Annotated in this window: 21 protein-coding genes; 14 read left to right on the top strand and 7 right to left on the bottom strand. The window is 59.6% G+C overall.

Going from position 1 to position 22,271, the window contains the following annotated elements:
• Positions 1-7 precede the first annotated feature (7 nt).
• The 13 genes from ACQKP2_RS00645 to ACQKP2_RS00585 all read left to right on the top strand — a co-directional run bounded on the left by ACQKP2_RS00645 (position 8) and on the right by ACQKP2_RS00585 (position 13,052).
• Positions 8-1,384: an oligosaccharide flippase family protein gene (locus ACQKP2_RS00645; protein WP_427573551.1), complete on the top strand. Its 1,377-nt coding sequence runs from the start codon at positions 8-10 to the stop codon at positions 1,382-1,384.
• Positions 1,385-1,522: 138 nt separating this feature from the next.
• Positions 1,523-1,717: a hypothetical protein gene (locus ACQKP2_RS00640; RefSeq protein ID WP_427573550.1), complete on the top strand. Its 195-nt coding sequence runs from the start codon at positions 1,523-1,525 to the stop codon at positions 1,715-1,717.
• Positions 1,714-3,210, top strand: coding sequence for an FAD-dependent oxidoreductase (locus tag ACQKP2_RS00635; RefSeq protein WP_427573549.1), 1,497 nt, complete (start codon positions 1,714-1,716; stop codon positions 3,208-3,210). The genes ACQKP2_RS00640 and ACQKP2_RS00635 overlap by 4 nt, the downstream gene beginning before the upstream one ends.
• 99 nt (positions 3,211-3,309) lie before the next feature.
• Positions 3,310-3,927, top strand: a complete 618-nt coding sequence (locus tag ACQKP2_RS00630; protein ID WP_427573649.1) for an acyltransferase — start codon at positions 3,310-3,312, stop codon at positions 3,925-3,927.
• A complete protein-coding gene (locus ACQKP2_RS00625; protein ID WP_427573548.1) occupies positions 3,920-4,876 on the top strand; it encodes a glycosyltransferase family 2 protein in 957 nt (318 codons plus the stop codon). Before ACQKP2_RS00630 ends, ACQKP2_RS00625 begins: the two co-directional genes overlap by 8 nt.
• A gap of 8 nt (positions 4,877-4,884) precedes the next feature.
• Entirely contained in the window at positions 4,885-5,409 is a 525-nt protein-coding gene (locus ACQKP2_RS00620) for a serine O-acetyltransferase (RefSeq protein ID WP_427573546.1), read from the top strand.
• 5 nt (positions 5,410-5,414) lie between these two features.
• The gene (locus tag ACQKP2_RS00615) at positions 5,415-6,392 is read left to right on the top strand and encodes a glycosyltransferase (protein ID WP_427573647.1); all 978 of its coding nucleotides are present in this window, start codon (positions 5,415-5,417) and stop codon (positions 6,390-6,392) included.
• A gap of 7 nt (positions 6,393-6,399) precedes the next feature.
• A complete protein-coding gene (locus ACQKP2_RS00610) occupies positions 6,400-7,323 on the top strand; it encodes a DUF535 family protein (protein ID WP_427573544.1) in 924 nt (307 codons plus the stop codon).
• Between the two features lie 75 nt (positions 7,324-7,398).
• The gene (locus ACQKP2_RS00605; protein ID WP_427573543.1) at positions 7,399-8,601 is read left to right on the top strand and encodes a glycosyltransferase; all 1,203 of its coding nucleotides are present in this window, start codon (positions 7,399-7,401) and stop codon (positions 8,599-8,601) included.
• The gene (locus ACQKP2_RS00600) at positions 8,598-9,785 is read left to right on the top strand and encodes a glycosyltransferase family 2 protein (RefSeq protein WP_427573541.1); all 1,188 of its coding nucleotides are present in this window, start codon (positions 8,598-8,600) and stop codon (positions 9,783-9,785) included. The genes ACQKP2_RS00605 and ACQKP2_RS00600 overlap by 4 nt, the downstream gene beginning before the upstream one ends.
• Positions 9,785-10,531: a WecB/TagA/CpsF family glycosyltransferase gene (locus ACQKP2_RS00595; protein ID WP_427573539.1), complete on the top strand. Its 747-nt coding sequence runs from the start codon at positions 9,785-9,787 to the stop codon at positions 10,529-10,531. The genes ACQKP2_RS00600 and ACQKP2_RS00595 overlap by 1 nt, the downstream gene beginning before the upstream one ends.
• 216 nt (positions 10,532-10,747) lie before the next feature.
• Entirely contained in the window at positions 10,748-11,878 is a 1,131-nt protein-coding gene (locus tag ACQKP2_RS00590; protein ID WP_427573646.1) for a hypothetical protein, read from the top strand.
• A gap of 49 nt (positions 11,879-11,927) precedes the next feature.
• The gene (locus tag ACQKP2_RS00585; protein ID WP_427573536.1) at positions 11,928-13,052 is read left to right on the top strand and encodes a glycosyltransferase 61 family protein; all 1,125 of its coding nucleotides are present in this window, start codon (positions 11,928-11,930) and stop codon (positions 13,050-13,052) included.
• Between the two features lie 140 nt (positions 13,053-13,192).
• Here ACQKP2_RS00585 and ACQKP2_RS00580 read toward each other — a convergent pair whose 3' ends face one another.
• The 7 genes from ACQKP2_RS00580 to ACQKP2_RS00550 form a co-directional block, all read right to left on the bottom strand.
• Entirely contained in the window at positions 13,193-14,617 is a 1,425-nt protein-coding gene (locus ACQKP2_RS00580; protein ID WP_427573533.1) for an undecaprenyl-phosphate glucose phosphotransferase, read from the bottom strand.
• A 406-nt stretch (positions 14,618-15,023) separates the two neighbouring features.
• Positions 15,024-15,545, bottom strand: a complete 522-nt coding sequence (locus tag ACQKP2_RS00575) for a cytochrome C (RefSeq protein WP_427573530.1) — start codon at positions 15,543-15,545, stop codon at positions 15,024-15,026.
• 158 nt (positions 15,546-15,703) lie between these two features.
• Entirely contained in the window at positions 15,704-16,225 is a 522-nt protein-coding gene (locus ACQKP2_RS00570) for a methylamine dehydrogenase light chain (protein WP_027620621.1), read from the bottom strand.
• A gap of 18 nt (positions 16,226-16,243) precedes the next feature.
• Entirely contained in the window at positions 16,244-16,870 is a 627-nt protein-coding gene (mauD, locus tag ACQKP2_RS00565) for a methylamine dehydrogenase accessory protein MauD (RefSeq protein WP_427573527.1), read from the bottom strand.
• A gap of 5 nt (positions 16,871-16,875) precedes the next feature.
• A complete protein-coding gene (locus ACQKP2_RS00560; protein WP_427573525.1) occupies positions 16,876-17,415 on the bottom strand; it encodes a MauE/DoxX family redox-associated membrane protein in 540 nt (179 codons plus the stop codon).
• An 11-nt stretch (positions 17,416-17,426) separates the two neighbouring features.
• Positions 17,427-18,575, bottom strand: a complete 1,149-nt coding sequence (locus ACQKP2_RS00555; RefSeq protein WP_427573523.1) for an amine dehydrogenase large subunit — start codon at positions 18,573-18,575, stop codon at positions 17,427-17,429.
• 672 nt (positions 18,576-19,247) lie between these two features.
• Positions 19,248-20,735, bottom strand: coding sequence for a sensor histidine kinase (locus ACQKP2_RS00550; RefSeq protein ID WP_427573520.1), 1,488 nt, complete (start codon positions 20,733-20,735; stop codon positions 19,248-19,250).
• A gap of 360 nt (positions 20,736-21,095) precedes the next feature.
• Here ACQKP2_RS00550 and ACQKP2_RS00545 point away from each other — a divergent pair, with 360 nt between their 5' ends.
• On the top strand, positions 21,096-22,259 hold the full coding sequence (locus ACQKP2_RS00545; protein ID WP_427573517.1) for an acyl-CoA dehydrogenase family protein: 1,164 nt from the start codon (positions 21,096-21,098) through the stop codon (positions 22,257-22,259).
• Positions 22,260-22,271 lie beyond the last annotated feature (12 nt).

Raw genomic sequence — 22,271 nt, 5'->3', positions numbered from 1 at the left:
TCACCTTATGCCGCTAGCTGATTTCTCGCCGTCGTTTAGCCTTCGCAGGCGAGCGATCTCCGCAGGAGCATGGAATCTGGGGGCGTTGGTCACGTCTCAAGCCTTTCGTCTGGGCGGTAACCTGGTCATGGCGCGTCTGCTGATACCGGAGATGTTCGGCATCATGATGATCGCCACGACCTTATCGGTGGTCCTGCACTTGCTGTCCGATGTCGGCTTGCGCCAGAACATCATCCAGAGCCCGCGTGGCGACGATCCGGTCTTTCTCAACACTATCTGGACCGTGCAGATCCTGCGCGGCCTGATACTTTTTGCATCGACCCTGCTGATTGCAGGGGGCGTCTGGTTCGCGCAATCGTTGAATCTGTGGGCTGTCGATTCCACTTACGCCGCACCGGAATTACCGCTGGTGCTGGCCGTGACCGGGGTGTTGGCACTGCTCTTCGGTTTGCAGTCGACCAAAGTCGATCTGGCTGTGCGCGCGCTCCAGCAAAAAAAGGTAGTACTAGCCGAGTTCGCATCCCAGCTTGCAGGGCTGCTGATCATGCTGGTCCTCGGTTACTTCACCCGGTCTCTCTGGTCGCTGGTGATTGCAGGTCTGGCGTCGGCAGTGGTCAGCACGCTGCTGGGGCATTTCTGGTTTGAAGGCCCCAACAACCGCCTGCAGTGGGACCGCTCCGCGCTCGACGAACTGGTCGGCTTCGGTCGCTGGATCCTGTTGTCGTCGGCCGTGGGTGTGTTGGCCATGTACGGCGACCGTTTCTGGTTCGGCGGCAGTATGACCGCCGCCGAACTGGGTGTTTACTCCATTGCCGTGCTGATCCTGGGATCACTTCAACTGGGTATGCAACGGTTGATCGGGGCCGTGGCATTGCCTTCGTTCGGCGAGGCCTCAAGGGTCAAGGACAACGATCGGCTGCTGAAGCTGTACTACCGCTTCAAACTGATGTTCGATGTGGCCTGCCTGTTTTTCTGTGGGCTGTTCCTGACCGGCAGTCAACTGCTCATCGACATTTTGTACGACCATCGTTATGCCCAGGCTGGCAGCATGATGGCCATTCTTTCCCTGTCTTTTTTCACCATGCGCTATCTGTTGGCAAATCAGGTCTGGATCGCTTTGGGGCACACCAAATACCAGGCCATGGACAACATCATTCGTGTGGTCTCGCTATGGACGCTGCTGCCTCTGCTGCTGGCTGTCGGTGGGGTCAAATATGCGATTTGGGGGGTCGCCCTGCATACGTTCCCTACGCTGATCCTGGTTTTTTATGTCAACTGTCGCCTGGGGATGTTCAATCTCAAGCGTGAGCTGGTAGTACTGCCTATGCTGCTAGTGGGGGCGTTGTGTGGGGAGTTGCTGTCGAGCCTGGCCAAGTGGCTTTGATTTGATCTATTTCTCATGATGTTTCCAAAGCTGTGAAAGGGCGTCGCCACCGGAATGCGGGTGGTAAGCGCCAACAATGTGTTGTTGTTGAGTCGTGCAAATGTCCAGCGCAATCTCGATGTGGTGGAGCTTTGAATCATGAGAGAAGCTGATTTGAATACCTCTGCGATGGGCCGCAGAGGTTTCCTGCGGGTGTTCGCCCTGGTGAGTGTGGGAGGGCTGGTTTTTGGATTGTCCGAACCTGTTGCCCGGCCATCGGCGGCTAAATCCGAATTTGTCGTCGTCAACGGATGGGTGCTGCCCGCCCATCATTTTCGGCAAGCGCAAGCATGATTAAAGACTACGGCTCACAGAAGGAACTGCGTGACGCCTATGACGTTTGCATCATAGGCGGGGGCCCGGCGGGTATTACGCTCGCCCTGCGCCTGGCGGGCAATGGCCGGCGCGTGGTGCTGCTCGAAGGTGGCGGGCACGAGTACTCACCGGCCTCACAGGACCTTTACACCTGCTCATCCACGGGGCTGGAAGTCTATGCAGGGGAGACTCGCCTGCGCTTTCTTGGCGGCACCTCCAATCACTGGGCCGGGCGCTGCCGTCCGTTCGAGCGATCCGATTTTGCGGCCGGCCCGCCCGTGCACTTGCCCGGCTGGCCCATCGCGTTTTCCGAGATGGAGCGCAATCTGCCGGCGGCCATGGATATCGTCGACCTTCCTCCCAATTCCGGCTTCAAGGCCATCAACGCCACGTTGGACGGCAATGACTTCGAAGCGGACCGATTCCTGCTCAGCCCACCCACACGCTTTGCGCAAAAATACGCCAAGGACCTCGAGGAAGCCGAGGGGCTCGATGTCTTCATCAATTGCAACTGTGTCGATCTTGAGTTCGACAGCCAGACGGGGCGCATCGCGACGATCGTCGTCAGCGACTATGAGCACCATAGGGAGCGGGTCAAGGCCCAACAGTTCATTCTGGCGACGGGCGCGATCGAGAACGCCAGGCAACTGCTCAACAGCGAATCCCTGGCCGCAGGCGGTATCGTCAGCAAGGACGGTTTCGTCGGCCGTTGTTTCATGGAGCACCTGAACGTCGAACTGGGTACGTTCATTCTCAGGGACGGTCAGGAAACCGATGTTCGACAGTACTTCACCACCGACTCGTTCGTGATGGAGCACTCGTCGGGAAAGGGCAATGTGACGGCTTCGCTGGTCTCGGAAGTGAAGTCCTACGGACGCATGGCCGCGGTCAAGGGGTTCTTCGAGAATCTGGTCTGCGACATAGGCGTGGAACACAAGATCGAATTCATTACCCGATTCGATTGCCCCGGCGACGGTGTGCTCGGCACGCTGATCGAGCAATTTCCTAACCCCGACAGTCGTATCTCGTTGCTCGATGAGCGGGATGCACTGGGGATGAGAAAGGTCAACGTTCATTGGGAGCTCAGCCCGGCAGACCGAAATACCATCAAGGCCATCGGGCTCGAAGTGGCCAAGTGTTTTGCCGAGACAGGGCTGGGTTTCGTCAAACTGCAGGACTTCGTTTACGACGCCTCCTTGCCACTGAAGGTCAACCCCCACGCTCATCACATGGGCACCACGCGTATGGCGGCTTCGCCCGAATTCGGTGTTGTCGACGAGAACTGCAAAGTGTTCGGCGTCGAAAACCTGTACGTCGCTGGCAGCAGTGTCTTCGCCACGGGCGGTGCCTGTAATCCCACGATGCCTCTGCTGCAGCTTGCGGTCAGGCTTGCCGATCATCTCAACCAGCAGGTAGGCCCGGCGATGGGGAGGTATTCCGGAGCGAAAACTTTTAAGGATTTTCCGAGTTGATCGACGGGGAGGCGTCTATTCTCAAGTCATGAATACAAGAATCAGGGTATGTCCAACCCTGGCACAGATGTATATCGCTTAATTTGTGAGGCTGACAGGATGATTGGTCTATTAAAGCGTGCACTTGCTCACTATGCCAAAACAACAGGGCGCGGAACTGCACTCTATAAAAAGATATGTAAACCCGACGGCTATGAATGGGCTAAACATATGGCGCGATGGGGAGGGCTGCACTCCATCGGTAAAGGCGCATGGATTAATCTGGGGTGTAATATCACCGACCCGGCGATGCTTCGACTTGGCGACAATGTAGGTTTATCTGACTGCACAATATTCGGCCACGACGGCATTGTTCATGTCCTCAACGTGCGTGACGGAACAAAGCTCGACTCCGTGGGTGGCGTTGATATCAAATCCAACTCTTTCATTGGTCATGGCGCCATCATCATGCCGCGCGTCACCATTGGTCCGGACTCGGTTGTAGCAGCTGGCGCTGTTGTATTGAAGGATGTTCCACCGGGTGTTGTCGTTGGCGGTAATCCGGCCAGGGTTATCTGTACGATGGAAACGCTGGTGAAAAATATTAGCGAGCGTTGCGCCACCTATCCATGGATTCACCTTATCGAGCAGCGTGAAGGTTTATATGACCACGAATTAGAGGCCAAACTTTCAGCCATGCGCGCCGAGTACTTTTTTGGTGAGCAGTCCAATGGTTAGTGCAGGTCTTGATGTATTGGTCGTTAATTACAATACAGCAAACTTGTTGCAGCCGATGTTTAATGCGCTGCGCCAGTCAAATCCTGCCGAGCGCATACGTTTATTAATCGTGGACAACGCCTCTGCGGATAATTCGCTGGAATGTATGGCCAGTGTTTGTCCAGAGGCATTGCAACTGGTCAATGATAATAATGTTGGTTTTGGTCGCGCCAACAATCAAATGATCGAGCACTTGCAAGGCAAGTACGCGCTACTTCTCAATACCGACGCTTTCGTCGCGGCGGATACTCTGAACAAGACACTTGAATATATGGAGGCTCATCCTGATTGCGGTGTCCTGGGCGTTCGTCTGGTCGGGCGAGAAGGGGATCTGCAGCCCTCCTGCCGCTATTTTCCGACACCGTTCAACGCCTTCCTTGCACATGCAGGGCTCACACGCTTTTTCCCCTGGGTGAAAAAAGTCGACGACATGACCTGGGATCATGATTCAGTGCGCGAGTGCGACTGGGTACCTGGCTGTTATTACCTGATCCGTCGCGAAGTCATCGATCAAGTCGGCTTGTTCGATCCGCGTTACTTTCTTTATTACGAGGAAGTCGACCACTGCAAGCGCGTCAAACAGGCTGGCTGGAAAGTGGTTTATTTCCCGTACACCACCGTGGTGCACATCGGCGGCGAAAGCGCCAAGTCAGTCGACAAGCTCAATGCGGCCAGTCGGCAGTTATCGACATTGCAAATCGAAAGCGAACTTCTGTACTTCCGCAAACACCACGGTCTGGCGGGGCTGTCCTTGCACATGTTGCTGGTGAGCCTGGGGGATCTGATCCTGGCGCTCAAGGCACTGTTGAAAGGCCGGGGCCTGGCTGCCATCGGGGCCTGCTGGAAGCACACGCGCGCGACCTGGGCACTGCTGCGTGAGACCCGGTTCGCCAGCCAACCTACACGGTAGATCAAGCCATGTTCGAAAACATCCGCGCGGACTTGCGTGCCTACAAGGGAGACTGGGCTGCCCAGGGCTTCTGGGTGATGTTGGTGTATCGCTTCGGGCGCTGGCGCTACGGTGTGCGCCCGTCGCCGCTGCGCAAGCTTTTCTCCTTCATCTACAAAGTACTGTTCAAATTCGTGCAGATCATCACGGGTGTCGAGTTGCCGTGCGAGGTGGAGGTGGGGCGCAACTTCGTCATCGATCATTTCGGCGGCATTGTCATCAGTGGTTATGCGCAGTTCGGCGATGACTGCCGTATTCGCAACGGTGTGGTCGTAGGGCTGAAAAATGTCGAAGAGCCGATTGCTCCGGTGATTGGCAACAACGTCGATATCGGAACGGGGGCCAAGCTGCTGGGCAATATCCGCATCGGCAACAACGTCGTGATCGGCGCCAATGCCGTGGTGTTGACCGATGTGCCGGACAACTCGGTCGCGGTGGGCGTACCGGCGACCATCAAGACAAGGCGCAGCGCAGAAGCCAGGGAGTGTTCTTGAGCACCCTGACGACGGGGGTGGGTGTGGTCGTGATCGGTCGCAACGAAGGCTCGCGGCTTGAACGTTGCCTGCGCTCACTGGCCGGACTGGCGCAACAGATCGTGTATGTCGATTCCGGATCGACCGATGGCTCGGTGCAGATGGCACGCAATGCCGGCGCCGAGGTGGTCGAGCTGGATATGACGATTCCCTTTACGGCGGCGCGCGCCCGCAATGAAGGGTTCGCCTGCGTGCATCGGTTGTTGCCGCAACTGCGGTACGTGCAATTCGTCGATGGCGATTGCGAGGTTGTCGCCGGCTGGCTGCCCCGGGCGCAGGCTTTCCTGGAGGCACAGCCCGAGGTCGCCGTGGTCTGCGGGCGCCGTCGCGAGCGTTTTCCGCATCACTCGATTTACAACCTGATGTGTGACCTTGAATGGGACACGCCAACAGGCGAGGCCAAGGCTTGCGGGGGGGATTCGCTGATGCGGGCCGATGCCTTCGCGGCGGTGTCGGGGTTTCGACCGGATCTGATTGCCGGGGAGGAGCCGGAGCTGTGTGTGCGACTGCGGGCCAAGGGGTGGAAGGTCTGGCGCCTGCCTGAGGAAATGACCTTGCACGATGCGGCCATGACCCGTTTTGGCCAATGGTGGCGGCGCACGCTGCGCGGTGGCTATGCCTTCGCCGAGGGCGCGTTTTTGCATGGGGCGGCACCGGAGCGTCACTGGCGGCGTGAGTCGCGCCGTGCCTGGTTCTGGGGCCTGGGTATCCCTCTGGCCACGCTGATTGCGACCCTGGCGGTCGGCTGGAGCGGCCTTGTGCTGCTGCTCGTCTATCCGTTACAGGTCCTGCGCCTGGCCCGCAGGGGCAGTGGTTCGCCGCGTAAAAACTGGTTGCTGGCTTTCTTTCTGGTGCTGGGGAAATTTCCCGAGGTGCTCGGGCAAATCAAGTTTCTGTTGAACCGATTCGGCGCGGGCAAGGCCGCGTTGATCGAATACAAGTGAGACGCCTATGAACTACTGGTCAGCATTGAAAAGCATGTTTTCCCTACATGCGGGGTATTCCCTTCGGGCATTGAAAAACAAGCTTGCAATGCTGATTCTGATTGTCAGGAACAGGGCTGAGCTGAAGTTGTTCCTGTCGCGTATGTCCAATGCCCTGGGCGAGGCGGGGTTGGAGAAACTGGGCGGGGACTGCCTGGGGGTCGTTCATTGGCCTTACATCAGCAGGGTCTGGAGTTCCCGGGACAAGTTGGGCGTATTGGCCTCACATTACGAAGTGGTCACCCGGAACTATCCAACGTTATTGCTCTACGGGCGCAATGACAGTCTGGTGTTGAGTGATCTGTCGGAGTTGTCCGCGGGGTGCTCCCTGGTGCTGGATCGTCCTTCCTGGTTCATGCGCGAGGGAGAACTGGTACTTAACCTGTTTCAGGGCGATTTGCGTATTGCCTCCATCGCCTTCACCTTGTGTTGTACCCAGGATGAACTGTGCATTTTCATCGGCGCGGTCCAGGGCATACATAAGGGCGTGGAGAGCGAAAAGTCCCTGGGTATCTACAGAGACCTGACAAAAGACTTTGAAGGTCTGCGGCCGCGAAGCTTTCTGATCGAAGTCATCAAGTACATCGCCATCAGGATGGGTGTCGAAAAAATATACGCCGTAGGGGATGGCTACCGTCACCACCGTCATCCTTATTTCGGGGCCCACAAAGCTCAGGAGCTGGCGGCGGACTATGATGTGATCTGGCTGGAGCATGGCGCGACTTCATCGCCGCGCGATGATTTTTTCGAACTTCCCCTGACCTCATCCAGAAAGCCGCTTGACTCCATTCCCTCAAAGAAACGCGCCATGTACCGCAGGCGTTATGACCTGCTGGACAACACCTTTTCAAAAATAGATCGCGTATTGAAGGACTGCTATGCCGTGAATTGACGTTCCCGGCGCCTGAACTACTGTGCAATTGGCTGCAGTGACAATCCACCGAATCGACGACCAAGCCGGGTGACCATGCGTATCGCTTATTTCATCAATCAATACCCCAAGGTCAGCCACAGTTTCATTCGTCGCGAGATTCTGGCGCTGGAACGCCAGGGCTTCGAGGTACAACGCATCGCGTTGCGCGGCTGGGACGCCGAATTGGTGGATGCCGAAGATGAGTCCGAACGCAATAAAACCTCCTATGTACTCAAGGACGGCGTCAAGGGCTTGCTGACGCCTGTGTTCGAAGTGCTGCGCGCCAGGCCTCGGCGTTTTTTTTCGGCGCTCTGGCTGGCATTGCGCATGGGCCGGCGTGCCGACCGATCCTGGCCGTACCATGTGATCTATCTGTTCGAGGCGTGCCGCCTGCTCGGCTGGCTGCAAGCGTCCGGCGCCAGGCATGTGCACGCACATTTCGGCACCAACTCGGCCGAAGTGGTGATGCTCGCCAACGCCCTGGGCGGGCCGGCGTACAGTTTTACCGTGCACGGCCCGGAAGAGTTCGATAAGCCGCAGTTCATTCATCTGGGTGAAAAAGTCCGGCGCTCGGCGTTCGTCGCGGCCATCAGCGCCTATGGGCGCAGCCAACTGTTTCGCTGGGTAGACCATGTGCATTGGCCGCGGGTCAAAGTGGTGCATTGTGGCCTGGAACAAGGGTTTCACAATGTGCCGGCCGTGGCCGTGCCTTCGGTACCGCGACTGGTTTGCGTGGGGCGTCTGTGTGAGCAGAAGGGCCAACTGTTGCTGCTTGAAGCCGCCCGCATCCTGGCAGCGCAGGGGGTGGCGTTTGAACTCGTTCTGGCGGGCGATGGGGAAATGCGCGGGCAAATCGAAGCGCTGATCGCGCGGTATGGTTTGCAGGCACAGGTAAGAATCACCGGCTGGATCAGCAGCGAGCAGGTGCGCACGGAAATTCTGGCTGCTCGGGCCCTGGTGTTGCCCAGCTTCGCCGAAGGTTTGCCGGTGGTCATCATGGAAGCCATGGCTTTGCGCAGGCCGGTGCTGACGACCTATGTGGCCGGCATTCCCGAGCTGGTGCGTCAGGATGAGAATGGCTGGCTGTTTCCCGCAGGCGCGGTGGACGAACTGGCGCTGGCGCTGGCCGACTGTCTTGCGCAACCTGTGGAGGTATTGCAGCGCATGGGCGAGGCGGCTTATCAGCGCGTGCTGGAACGACACGATATCGACACCGAAGCGGGCAAGCTGGCCAACCTGTTCAGGGCTCAAGCATGATCACTCTATTGGGTTGGCTGTTCAGCGCATCGCTGCTGCTCATTGCGGTGCCGGTGCTGGTGCTGTTTGTCCAGGTGCTGCTGGCCTGCCTGCCTGTGCGTTCGCGTCCATCGACATACGTCTCGCGGCCGAGGGTGGCGGTGCTGGTGCCGGCGCATAACGAATCCTCGGTCATCCTCGCGACCCTCAATAGCCTGCGGCCGCAGTTGCTCGAGGGCGACCGCTTGCTTGTGGTGGCGGATAACTGCACCGACGACACCGCCGCACTGGCCCGCTCGGCGGGCGCCGAAGCCGTGGAGCGCAGCAATGACCAATTGCGTGGCAAGGGTTATGCGCTGGACTTCGGAGTGCGTCACCTGGCCGCTGATGCGCCTGATGTCGTCCTTATCGTCGATGCCGATTGCCAGGTGAACGAAGGTTTCATCGAGCGTCTGGCCACTTGCTGCATCGCATCGGGGCGACCTGCCCAGTCACTGGATCTGATGCGTGCTCCGGCAGGCGCCGGATTGAAAGTGCAGATTGCCGAATTTGCCTGGTGCGTGAAGAACCTGGTTCGGGCGCGAGGCTGGGCCCGGCTCGGATTGCCCTGCCAGCTGATGGGAACGGGGATGGCGTTCGCCTGGCGGGACTTGCATTTGATCGATCTGGCCAGCGGCCACATTGTCGAAGACCTGAAGATGGGCCTGGACTTCTGCCGAAGCGGCAAGCCACCGCTGTTTTGCCCCGATGCGCTGGTGACCAGTTATTTTCCGCGCAGCGAAGAAGGCCTGGCCACTCAGCGCACGCGCTGGGAACACGGTCATCTGGGCGTCATTCTGGGGGATGCGCCGAAGTTGCTCAAAGAGTCGATCAGCAAGGGCAACTGGAACCTGCTGGCCATGACCCTGGACTTGCTGGTGCCTCCCCTGGCCTTGTTGACCCTGGTGCTGATGGCGGTATCGGGGCTGTCCTGGCTGTTCTTCTGGCTCAGTGGCGTGGGCGCGCCGGCATTGATCGCCACTGCGGCGATGGCCATGCTGGGCGTGGCCATCGGGCTGGCATGGAGTCGGTTCGGCCGCGAAATCATTGCCTTTTCAGCCCTGTTGTATGCGCCATTCTACGCAGTGAAAAAAATCCCTCTGTACATAGGCTTTCTGCTCAAGCGCCAGGTTGAATGGGTGCGTTCAAAGCGAGATGACAGCTGATGCGGACCTTGGCCTGGCAGCACAACTGGAAAACGATCATCGGCAAGCTACGGGTGGTCGGCGATGCCCATGATGAACAAGGACTGATCGATGCCTTGTCCGGCGGTGAAGGGGCCTGCGTACTGGGGTTCGTCAATGCCCATGCCATGAACCTGGTGGCCGGCAACGCCGATTACTACGATTCCCTGTCCAGTGCCGACGTGTTGCTGCGTGACGGTTCAGGCATGGCGATCCTGCTGCGCCGGCTTGGCCTTGCGCCGGGGCTCAATATGAACGGCACGGATTTCATTCCCAAATTGCTGGCCGCTTTCAAGGGGCGACGCGTGGCTTTCTGGGGGACCCAGGAGCCGTTTCTGGCCAACGCCGTGCGCCATTGCCAGGCGCACTATCGTGTCAATGTCGTTTCCAGTCACCCTGGTTTTTCCCCGATCGATACCTATGTCGCGCTGGCCCGGGAGACACAGCCGGAGCTGGTTGTATTGGGTATGGGCATGCCCAAGCAGGAAGCCGTCGCCGCCAGGCTGGCGGCCAGCGGCGTGCCTTGCCTGATCGTCTGTGGCGGGGCGATTCTGGATTTTCTCGGCGGCAAGGTCAGTCGCGCTCCACAGTGGGTGCGTCGCCTCGGTTGCGAGTGGGTGTTCAGATTGTTGAGTGAACCCAGACGGCTGTTCATGCGCTATGTGGTGGGCAATCCCCTGTTCCTGTTGCGCACATTGATTTGCAGGGAAAGAGGGGCGATGACTTAGCGCCTGTGTGGCTGCCTTGCAAAACCGGGGGGCAGCATCTTAACTCCAGAGGGGGTATTGGCGACCGGGTTGCCGGCTCGCGAAGGGGGCTTCATAACGATTGCTGTCGCAATATTGTCGGGCAATGTCGGGCAATCCTGGGGTTGCGGGTTTCCAGTCTTTGTATTGTTCCTCGCAGACAAACATCAACGTTCTCCGACCTGTGCCAGCGAGCAAATGAAAGAATACATACGCAAGTTAATATCTCCTTCTTTGCGGTTCGAGTTGAGAAAGGCTGTTTCCTGGGCGCGGGATATATTGAGCCGCGCCTGTTTCTGGCGTTGGGAAATTGCCCGGTTCAAGTTGCGCGAAGACAGTTCCTTCAATGTCCTCTATGTCGGCAGGAAAGCCCAACGCGCATTCGTCAAGGTGCTCATGGGAGGGAGTTCGACAGGGGACGACAAAGGGTGGCCGGCAGGCGAGTCCAACCGGACGGTGTTTATCAGTGAAATGCCGACGCCGGGTGCATTGTGTGTGCCGCAATACCTGAGTGCCGTCGTGCCGCTGAGCAGGTCCATCGACGAGATTACCGCGAAATACAACACCGAACTGCGCCGCAATCTGCGCAAGAACCGCCTGCGCTATCGCATGAAACAGGCGTTGAACGATGACGAAATCGAAAACGCCGACCTGCAGATGCTGCAGCCCTACGCCCAGGCAAGGCATGGCTCGGCCGCGTCCCAGATCGAAACTCATGAAGTCAGGCGGGTGGCAAAAAATGCCGGACGGCTGGATCTGGTCCTGCTGGAGGATGAGGTCGTCGCCTGTCACTTGGGCTGCGTCATTACCCGGGGCGGAAAGCGCTACTGGAGCACGATCCGTTTCGGCTATCCGGAAACGGTGTATTCCGACGCCAGGAAACTGCGGGAAGTGAATTCGATCACCACGTTCATGGCGCTTGAATGGGCGCTTGAAAACGGATTTGACTATTACGACATCGGCACTTGCCTGGCGCGTCCGGATGACGGATTGCTCGAGTGGAAAAGAAGGCGTGGAGGCGATGTCGATACGCTGGGCAACTACGGTTACATGTTTGTTCGGCTGCCAAAATCGGGGGCCGCGCAATTTCTTTGGGAAACGCCTCTCTTCGCCGTGGAAGGCAAAGGACTGACACTCCATCTGGGACTGCCCGATGGCCCCGACGAGGAGCAGATCGCCAGCCGATACCGCGAAATGGGTTTTGGCGGGTTGAGCCGCATCTATCTGCACTGCACCCGCCAACCGCAAGAGCAGGTCATCGACACCTTGCGCAGTCGATACAGTCACTTGAAGTTTCCCCCCGTCCTGGAGTGCGTCATATCGACCTGATCCAGCCGATGGGCAGTTTCCGTATCACCACAGTAGAGTGGGAATTCCTATGTCGGATATCGATACATTAGCCATTGCCGGCGCGACGAAGTGGAGCCTGGCTGCGTACAGGCACATGTTCATGGAGCGGCTGGCGCGAAAGGCGCCCTCGACGCTTCAGAGCGTGGCGCAGAAGTCGTGGGACATTGCGCCGGGAGATGTGTCGATTGCCCCGCCTGCCTTTTACCTTCCCAATCAACTGGAACGGGTGACCGGTTGGGCAGGGGACCTGTTTTATCCCTTCGAGCATCCCCGGCGCACGATGGAAGGCGTCGGGCGTACCGAACACGGTCCGACACGAGGCTACCTGCTCAAGGATGCCTGGCTGATCGACGGGGCGCTTTACAAGGGCGATGCCAAGTCATGGTTGTCGCCCCGCACGGGTTTGTTTCCCAGGGTTCGCGTAGAACACGAAATCGATCGCGGTGCGCTGTACTGCACGGCGGGCGGAAACAAGTGGTTCGGCTCCTGGCTGATGGATGATTGCATTACCTATCCATTGGCCTGCGAGGAGGGTGTGCCGGTGACCACGGCCACGTCCGACAAACTGGTCAGCGCTGCACGGCACGGTATTCTGCATGCCCCCGGTTACGAGGACTGGCTGGGCATGACACCGGTGCGTTTGCGCAATGCATTTTTCCGCGAACTGGTGATATTCGACGACCTGAGTCAAAACCGGCACAAGCACTTGCGCTTTCGGGCCATGGGCGAAAAATTGCTGTCGCACGTGAATGCCAGTGCCCATCCCGGCGTGTTCATCCTGCGCGGCAACAAGGGTGAATTGCGCTTGCTGCGCAATGAAATGGAACTGGCCGAGCGCTTGCGTGACCGCCGGGGTTTTCGCATTGTCGACCCGGCGAACTCCGATGTTGCAACCATCGTCGCCGCCTGTGCCGGCGCCAGTGTCGTCGTGGGGATCGAGGGCAGCCATCTGATACACGGCGTCAATGTACTTGCGCCGGGCGGTTCACTGCTGGTGCTGCAGCCGCCCAATCGGTTTCTGTGTTTCTTCAAATACCTGACGGATCGCGATCACCAGAACTTCGGGTTCGTGGTGGGAACGCCGGACGGCGACGGCTTCAGGGTTGACGGTGATGAAGTCGAGCGCACCCTGGACCTGTTTCCCGCAGGCTGACCAGTCAAGGATTCTGTAGGAGCGAGGCTTGCCCGCGATGGTCGTCAACGAAAACGCGTGTTTACCGGTTAAACGCGGCGCTCTTGAATCCATCGCGAGCATGCTCGCTCCTACAATTTCCTTATCTGGACAGCATTACTCTAGTAAGCATGCTTGCCGGAGAAGGCGAGCACCGTACGCGCCAGAATGGTGAAGTCGAGCCAGAGCGACCAGTTGTTGATGTACTCGATGTCCGAATCGACACGGCGAATCATCTGCTCGATATCCCTTGTTTCACCCCGAAAACCGCGCACCTGGGCCAGCCCGGTAATGCCCGGCTTGATGTTGTGGCGCGCAAAGTAATCAGCGATATCGGGGGAGTACTGTGCATCGTGTGCAATGGCATGCGGGCGAGGTCCCACCAGAGACATCTCTCCCTTCAACACGTTGAACAGTTGCGGGAGCTCGTCCAGGCTGGTTTTGCGAATGAAGGCGCCCACTTTCGTTTTACGCGGATCATTCTTTTGCGCCTGTTGGACGACGCCATCTTCCGGCTGATGGACGACCATGCTCCTGAACTTCCAGATACGGAACGAATCACCACTCCATCCCATGCGTTCCTGACGAAAGAACACAGGCCCCGGACTGTCGAGCTTGATGGCAATGGCAACCAGCAGCAGCACGGGAGCTGCCATCAGCAGGATCAGGAAGGCCAGCACTCGGTCTTCAAGGTTCTTCAGTAACAAGCGCATCCCCACCAGCGGCGTTTCAGACAGGGTCAGCACCGGAATCCCGGCAATTTCGCGAACGCTGTGGTTGATCAGGCGCAGCGAAAAAATGTCGGGCACCCAGTTAACGGCGATGTGTTTATCGAACAACTTCAGATAAACGTCCTTGATAATCTGCGAACTATCAAGCGGGGTCACGAAGTACACGGTACGAATGGCGTGTTGCGTGACCAGCTCATCCAGGTCGGAGATATGGCCCAGAATCGTCAGGCGCTGTGTCCTTTTCGAGCCATCCTTGCCGTGATCTTCGTCCGCGCCGATCAATACGGCGCCCACCACCCGCTCACCCAGCCAAGGGTTGTTGCTGATTTTCTGGTGAAGGAAGTTGGCCAGGTCGCCCGTCCCGATAATCAGGGCGTTCTCCCTTTGAGCCGGGTGGGCGAGGAATTTCTTCTGTACTTCGCGTGTCGCCAGGTGCAACAGCAACTGCGCGAAATAACCGATGACATACAACTGACCCACCAACAGGCGTGAGTACTGTTCGCTTTGTTTGGTCAGAAAGGCCATGGCCACGAGAAAACAGAAGACCGCGGTCCAGGCTTTGAGCAGCTTCAGGGCTTTTCTGGCAAATCCGACGTTGCTGCGGTAAATCGCATAGTGGTCGTAGACGACGGCCAATGCCCCAAGCAGCAACAGGACGAGAATGACGTAGGCCTGCGAGATGTAACCGATGTAATAGTTGATCAAGTACCACGCGACACCGGTCACTGCGATCCCGTCGAGGCCGGCTTGAATAACGATGCTGGTGCTGCTTCTTCGCTGAAGTACGGAACGGCTGGTATTGGGTTCAAATATCATATTCAGACCTCACTCACTGCCCCCTCGCGCCTGATGATGACGCGACCCAGTTCAAAACTGCCTGCGCTCGAACACGCAGGCACTGACGCCCCAATGAGCGACCCCCGCTCGCGGCCAGCCACCTGCCTCCAAATGTGCAAACCTCGGGCAGAATGTGGCAGCACGTGCCCTTACTGTAGCAGCACTATGAAATCATTCACGGAATCGGCGAAGTTTTCCTCAAGGCTTGTTGCGAGGCGCAATCGGCTTGGGAATCGAGAGGAATCAACGGTCCGCCATCGTTTTTCGTTGAAGGAGACCGGTGGAAAAGGGACCGGCGGCGTGCCATTGGTCGGTGCCTTTGAGTGAGAACGCAAACGGGGGCAATCGCCCCCGTTTGTGTATTTGCCAATGGATTAATCCTTTGTCAGTAATTCATCCCGTCTTCAATGGCGATACCTTGCGCGCGCATCTGCTTGATCAGGTCGGCGCGGGTGCCGGGCAGGTTGAGCATGGTCTTGGCGCGCAGGGCGGTGACTTCCTCGGCGGTGTAAGGCTGGTAGTCGGCCGGCATGCTCTTGCCCGCCATGCCGTCTTCACGCATCAACCAGTTGAGCAGATCGGCCAGTTGCGCATTGTTGAGCGCCGATTGCGACATGCCAGGCACACGGACCAGGAATTCGCGCCCGCCGGGAACCTTCAGGAAGTTACCGACAAAGCCTTTCATCCGTGGTGTGTCATTGGCGGCGGAACCCGAGCCATCACCCAGATGGCAGCCAGCGCATTGCAGCTGGTAGTTCACACCTACGCTGTAATTGGCCTGGGCAATGGGTGTTTGCAGTTCTTCGTTGCCCGGAGCATGACGCTGCGCCGGATTGGGAATGGCCCGTGCGTATACCTGTGGGGTAATGAGAAGGCATGCCAGGCTGAGGATTAAAACGTTACGCATGACGAGCAGATCTCCTGTGTAGGAACCGGCGGTGCGGCGACCCGACTTGTCGGCGAAGGCGGCGTACCTGACACAACGCGCCGACTGGTTCGCCGGCAAGCCTGGCTCCTACGAAAAGCAGGACCGTCGATTGCCAGGCAATCGACGGTCGATGCGTGTTAAACCGCCACGCCGCGAATGATCGAAACGGTGCAGTGGTAGATGTGCGATTTGGCGGCCAGGCACCAGTTCACATCGTTGTTGTTGAACGGGCGGTACGCCGGCTCTTCACTGTCGTTTCGGGTACAGGCGCACTGGGCGCAGCTTTGCTTACCGCAGCAGTCGTTGTACGAAATGATGTAGTCCTTGCCGTCCGCCGGGTTGCGGCAGGTGCCGATCCAGGTGACCTGGGACGCCTCGGTGCCCGGTGGGCAAGACGTCACGGAGCCACCGCAGCAGCTGCACAGAAAACCGTCGATGGAGCAGTAGCGCCAGTAGTCGCAGCTGTTCGGATCACCAGGGTCGCCGGCCTTCGGGTCGGTCGCGGCCAGCGCCTTGCTGGTACGGTCCAGCGGCAGCAGCAGGGGCAGGGCGGCACCGGCCACCATCAGCGAGCCCATGCGTGACAACAGTTTGCGGCGCGAGGTGGTGTCGGCAACACGGCGCGTCGAGCGTTCGAACAACAGATCCAGCAGTTTCATGAAAGTCTCCCTGCCTTATCAGTGGCTATGGCCGTGGCTGTGGTCATGGTTGTGCTCGTGGGGTTGAGCATTGAGGTACTGCTGCAGCGTGGCGTGCTTCAAGTGCTCGACCTCGAACAGGCTGTCCAGGTGCTCGCGGGAGTTGACCAGGCCCTTGGCGCGCAGGGTGCCGGCCTTGTCGATCAGGGCGGCGTAAGGCAGCTTGCCGATCTGGTAGGTCATGCCCACTTCCGGGCCGACCACGTAGGTGGCGTCTTCGAGCTTGTGCTCGCGGATCAGTGCTTGCTGGGCGTCCATGTCGCCGTCGCTGATGAACACCACGTCCAGGCGATCGGCCTGTTCCTTGGCAATCGACTTGATCGCCGGCAGCAGCGATTTGCAGATCGGGCAAGTCGGCGAGAGGAAGAACAGCAGTTGCGATTTTTCACCGGCATAGCCGAAGTTCACCGGGCGACCCTTGCGGTCGGTGGCGGTGACTTGCGGTGCGGCTTCGTTGACGGCCACGCCCTTGTCGACCATCAATGCACCGGCAGGAGCCAGGCGGCCATGCAGGACACCGATCTGACGGACCAGGCCCATGACGACAAAGGCCACTGCGACCAGCAGCACCCAGAGCAGAACGTTGGAAACTATCAAGCCTTCCATTTTGATTACCTACCAATCAATTTGAGCAGAAGAGGGGAGTTCGCCATCAGGCCATCGGCCGCGGCGTAGATGAGCAGCGCGACTGTGGCGCAAGCCAGCGTCACGAAGCCATCGAACACAGTCATGTCACGCACCACCGGCGCCACGCTGGCCAGCAGCGCCAGCGCCACCAGCACGCTGTTGCGCAGCAGCAGCACCGGCCGCAGCGGTTGCGCCTGGTCCGGGCCGGCACAGCCGCAATCGATGTCGCGACGACCGCGCCACAGGTTGATGCCCATGGCGGCGGCGTACAGCGCCAACAGGCTGGCCGCGCTCAGCGCTGCCCAGCCGCGGGTGACCGGCACCAGCAACGCGAACGCGATGGCCAGTTCCAGCAGCGGCACCAGCCGGGCGGTCGGTCGTACCAGCGCTTCGGGCAGCAACTGATAGTCCGCCAGTTGCCGGGCGAAGCGACCCGGCGCGCGCACCTTGTGGGTCGCGGCACTGGCCAGCAGCACCGCAATGGCGATGGCGCTGGCAATGATGAAGATCGGATCTGATTGCATGGCCGAACCTCTTAGTAACTCATGACCTGAGTCGCGGTTTTTGCGACTTTTGCCATGGCACCGGTGTGTTGGTTGGTCTTGAGGTCGAAGATCTGCAGGCCGCCCTCGACGTCAGCGCCCAGCAACAACGGCTTGTCGTCGCCGGTGGCTTGCATGCTCCAGATCGGAGCCGGGGCCTCCAGGGTGGCGATTTTTTTGCCGGTCTTCAGATCGAAGGCCCAGATCAGGGGGCTTGGGTCTTCCCACTTCATCGGTTCGTGGGCGTCATGCATCAGCACGTACAAGCGGTTGAGCTTCGGCGCGACCGCCATCAGCTGCCAGCCGCCCGGTGCCCAGCCGGCTTTCTTCTCTTCGTCGGTGGTCAGCGACCAGCTCGGCAGGATTTTCGGCGCATCGCCGGAGAAGTCCACGGCGCGAATGGTGCCGGTGGTGGTAGTGAAGTAGTAGGTATCGCCGACGTTAACCGCACGCTCCACCAGTTTTTCCGCGTTCGGATCGAAGAACGGCGTGCGGCTGCGCGCGGTTTCCTGGCCCTGGTCGTTGATCGTCACCACTTGCAGGCTGCCATCGCCGCACAGCGAGGCGAAACGGCGCTTGCCGATCGGGTAGTTGAGCACGCAGCCCGGGATCGCGATTTCCGTGGCCACGGCCTTGGTCTGCGTGTCGACCACGGTCACCGAGGTGGACGGGGTGAAGTTGTAGACATAGACGAAACGGTCATCGCCGCTGGTCTTGAGGCCATAACGCTGGGTCAGCGATTCGGCGCGCTTGTTCGGGATCAGCACTTCCCAGGCCGGCGACAGGGTCGAGCTGTCCCAGGCGGTCAACACGTCGGTACGGGTACCGCGAGTGCCGCGTGAGTACCAGATGTCGGCGCTGTAGATCGTCTTGCCGTCATGGCTCAGGGCCGAAGGTGCGGCAAAACCGGTCGGCACCATGCCCAGCACACGCTTCTGGTCGGGATCGACCACGGTGACACGGCCGGCGACGAAGCTGTCGAACTCGACATCGACGACGAAGGCACGGTGCGGTTCAGCCGGGAATGCCAGGGTGGTCTGGCCGATGGTATCGGCGGGCAGGTCCGCACGGGCACTGTTCAAACCGAGTACAAGCAGGCTCAGGCCAAGCGCTGACTGTACGGAGATCCTGTTTGTTCGCATAAGGGGAACTTCCTGAATTGTTGGTAACGCGGATCGCGGGTGAATGGGCAGATTCTGACGATTGAATAGTGCCTCGCCCGCCAATTCGGGGAATTGCCCTGCCTGCCAACTGTTTGTGTATCTGTGCCAGCAGGAGCGAGCGATGCGGCGACCCGACTTGCCCGCGAAGGCGGCCTCACGTCATGCGGCGGCCATGAAAACGCCTTCGCCGGCAAGCCTGGCTCCTACGGATTTGTGGCGGCCACAAACCTCCATGTACGACGCAGGACCATTGTGGGAGCGAGCCTGCTCGCGATGGCGTTCATGCGTCCTGCGGCGCCATCGAAAACGCCATCGCCTGTAGGAGCCAGGCTTGCCGGCGAAGGCGCCCCACGTCATGCGACGCCATCGAAAACGCTTGCGCCTGTAGGAGCCAGGCTTGCCGGCGAAAGCGGCCTCGCGTTATGCGGCGCCATCGAAAACGCCATCGCCTGTAGGAGCCAGGCTTGCCGGCGAAGGCGGCCTCGCGTCATGCGGCGCCATCGAAAACACCATCGCCTGTAGGAGCCAGGCTTGCCGGCGAAGGCGGCCTCACGTCATGCGGCGGCCATGAAAACGGGTTCGCCGGCAAGCCTGGCTCCTACAAAGAGAAGGCGCCCTTGCGTCTTGCGGTGGCCATGAAAACGCCTTCGCCTACAAGGAATCGGATATGGCCAAGGGAAGGGAAAAACTGAACACCGCGCCGCAGGGCTCCAGGTTTTGCGCCCAGATATCGCCCCGATGGCGGCCGATGATGTTTTTGCACAGCGCCAGGCCAATGCCGTTGCCGCTGACCTTGGACGAGAAAAAACCGTCGAACAATTTCTCTTGCGCCTGGGCCTGAATACCCCGTCCACGGTCTTCGATGCTGACCTTCGCCACACCGTTGTCGGCGCTGGCATGGATGCGCAGCACGCGGCGTTCGAGGGGCAGGTCGGCCATTTCTTCGATGGCGTTGAAGGCCAGGTTGAGGATCACCTGGCCGATCAGCACTTTCTCGCAGCTCACCCGCAACGGCTCGGGCGAGGTCATTACTTCCACACGCACCCTGCTGGGTTCGGCCCGCAGGCTGATGAAGTAGCGGGTTTCGCGCAGCAGTTCATTGAGGTCGATCAGCTCCTCGCTCTGCTCCAGCTTGACCACGTAATCGCGCACGCTCTTGATGATCACCGATGCGTGCTCGATTTGCCGCACAGCGCTCTGCAATCCCCAGACGACACCCTCATCGGTGCTGGCCGCATTGCCCAGGCGAATCAGCGTGCCCTCGATGAAGTTGCGCGTGGCTGCCAGCGGCTGGCTCAGTTCATGGGCAATGGCCACGGCCATTTCACCCATGGCGTTGTAGCGCGCCAGGTATTCGAGTTTCTGCTCGCTGAGCCGCCGTGCTTCTTCGGCCTGCACCTGCTCGGTGACATCGCGGAACAGCAACAGGTGGCCAACCAGATCATCTTCAATCTCGATAAAGCGGCAGGTCGCATCGTGCCAGCGCCATTGGCCGTCATGCCGCCGCACCTTGTAGTGGACATTGAACGGCGCGTGTTCCGCCGTGTCATTGGCCAACTGCTGCAACAGGCGCTGGCGTGAAGTGTCGTCGCATCCATCAAGAAAGTTCGTGCCCATCAGCTTGTGCACGTCACTGCTGAGCAAGTGCGCCGCAGAGTCACTGATAAAGCGGATATCGCCCTGCGGGCCAAGCACTGCCACGCCTTCGGCCAAATCCTGCATGAATGCCTTGAGCCGGCTTTCGAAGCGCTTGAGGTCGCGCTTGACCTTGTCCTCTTTGGAAATGTCGCGGAACTGCACCATCAACACATCGCGCCCCTCCAGGTGCACCAGGGTCGCGACGGCTTCCGACAAGATTTCCACCCCTTGTTTGGAGCGATAGCACCATTCGATGGCGCGCTGACCGGTGCGGGCGGCTCCCTCCAGCCAGCGCAGGCCCACCGAGCGCCGGTACTTGGGGGCATCGCGGGTCATGTCCGGGGCCTTGAGCGGCGTCAGTTCCTCCAGGGTAAACCCCAGTGCCGCCAACGCCGCGGCATTGGCCCAGAGAATCTCCTTGCTGTGGGCATCGTGAAGAATGATGCACAGCGGCATCGCTTCGATCAGCGCATAAAAGTCGTTCGGTTTCGGCAAATACATCGCGCAGCCCTTGACGGCAGGGGGTTGTGAGCGGTCGAGCCGCCAGTATGGCGCTTTATACAGGCGCGCGCGCGGGGATGCGCTCAGAGGTTATCGGGGTGGCCCTAGGGGTTTTCTTTAGGCGAGGGGCTGCACGCACCAATAGTGGTGCCCGGATGCGGTTTTTACACTGGACCGCAATGCAAGGGCATCCACCCGATTCCCTGTACCTGTAGGAGCGAGCACGCTCGCGATGGTCGTCAACGATAACGCTGGCAGCCTGACACCCAGCGGTGCTCTGTCGTTCATCGCGAGCATGCTCGCTCCTACACAGGGAATCGTCGTTGCCCGACTCACAACAAGTAAAAACGGAGAAAGCCCATGCTGCGTTCAGCGGTCGCGCAACAAGACGCATCGATCGGCCTCGACGAAAATGTCGTCGATAGCCCGCTCTTTGCGCAGGTACTGGAAGAAGTACGCCAGCGTCGCAACGAATTCGACAGCGGCTCCCATGTGCCACGGGACATGATCGAGCGCTTCAAGCAGGTGGGTATCTACCGTGCCGCCACGCCCAAGTGCTACGGCGGCGACGCGCTGGCTCCTGCTCTTTTTCTGCGCATGATCGAACGCATTTCCGAAGCCGACGGCTCGGCCGGCTGGGTCGCCAGCTTCGGCAGCGCTGGCGTCTATCTTGCTGCCTTGCCGCCAGAAACCCTGGCTGAAATCTATGCTGACAGCCCTGACCTGGTGTTTGCCGGTGGCCTGTTCCCGCTGCAACCGGCCGAAGCGGTTGAAGGTGGCTGGCAAGTCAACGGCACCTGGAAATTCGCCAGCGGCTGCAAAGGCGCTGATCTGCTGGGTGTCGGTATCGGCGCCGCCGGTGGCAAGCCGCGCACGGCGGTATTCCGTCCGGATCAGGTGGAAATCGTCGAAAACTGGGATGTGGTCGGCCTCAAAGGCACCGGCAGCCATGACTTGCGCGTGAGCGACAAGCGCGTCGACGAACGCTGGACCTTCATCCGCGGCGGTGCCGCCACCATCGATGAGCCGCTGTTCCGCTACCCGTCGATTGCCTATGCCGCGCAAGTGCTGGCGGTGGTCAACCTGGGCCTTGCCCGCGCTGCGCTCGACGAAGTCAGCCGCATGGCCGGCGGCGGAGGCATCACCGGCGCGCCGAAGATGGCCGATCGCGCTTACGTACGCATCGAGATCGCCAAGGCCGAAGCCAAACTCAGCGCCGCACGGGCGTTCTTCTACAACACCACCGAACAGGTGTGGAACTCGATCCTGGCCGGCAACCCGGTTACGCCCGAGCAGACCAGCCAGCTGCGCCTGTCGGCGATCCACGTGTCCCAGGCCGGCGCCGCCGTGGTGCAAAGCGCCTACGGCCTGGCCGGGACCACCGCCATTTACCTGCGTCATCCGCTGCAACGCTACCTGCGCGATTCAATGGTGGTGACCCAGCACGCCTTCCTCAGCGAAGGGCTGTACGACGGCGCGGGCTCGGTGTTCCTCGGCGTACCGCCATTCCCCGGCTACATCTGAATCTCATTACTT

It is taken from the genome of Pseudomonas sp. NPDC089569 (genome assembly GCF_050280625.1).
Lineage (GTDB): Bacteria > Pseudomonadota > Gammaproteobacteria > Pseudomonadales > Pseudomonadaceae > Aquipseudomonas.
This window is presented reverse-complemented; position numbering and strand designations above follow the sequence as displayed.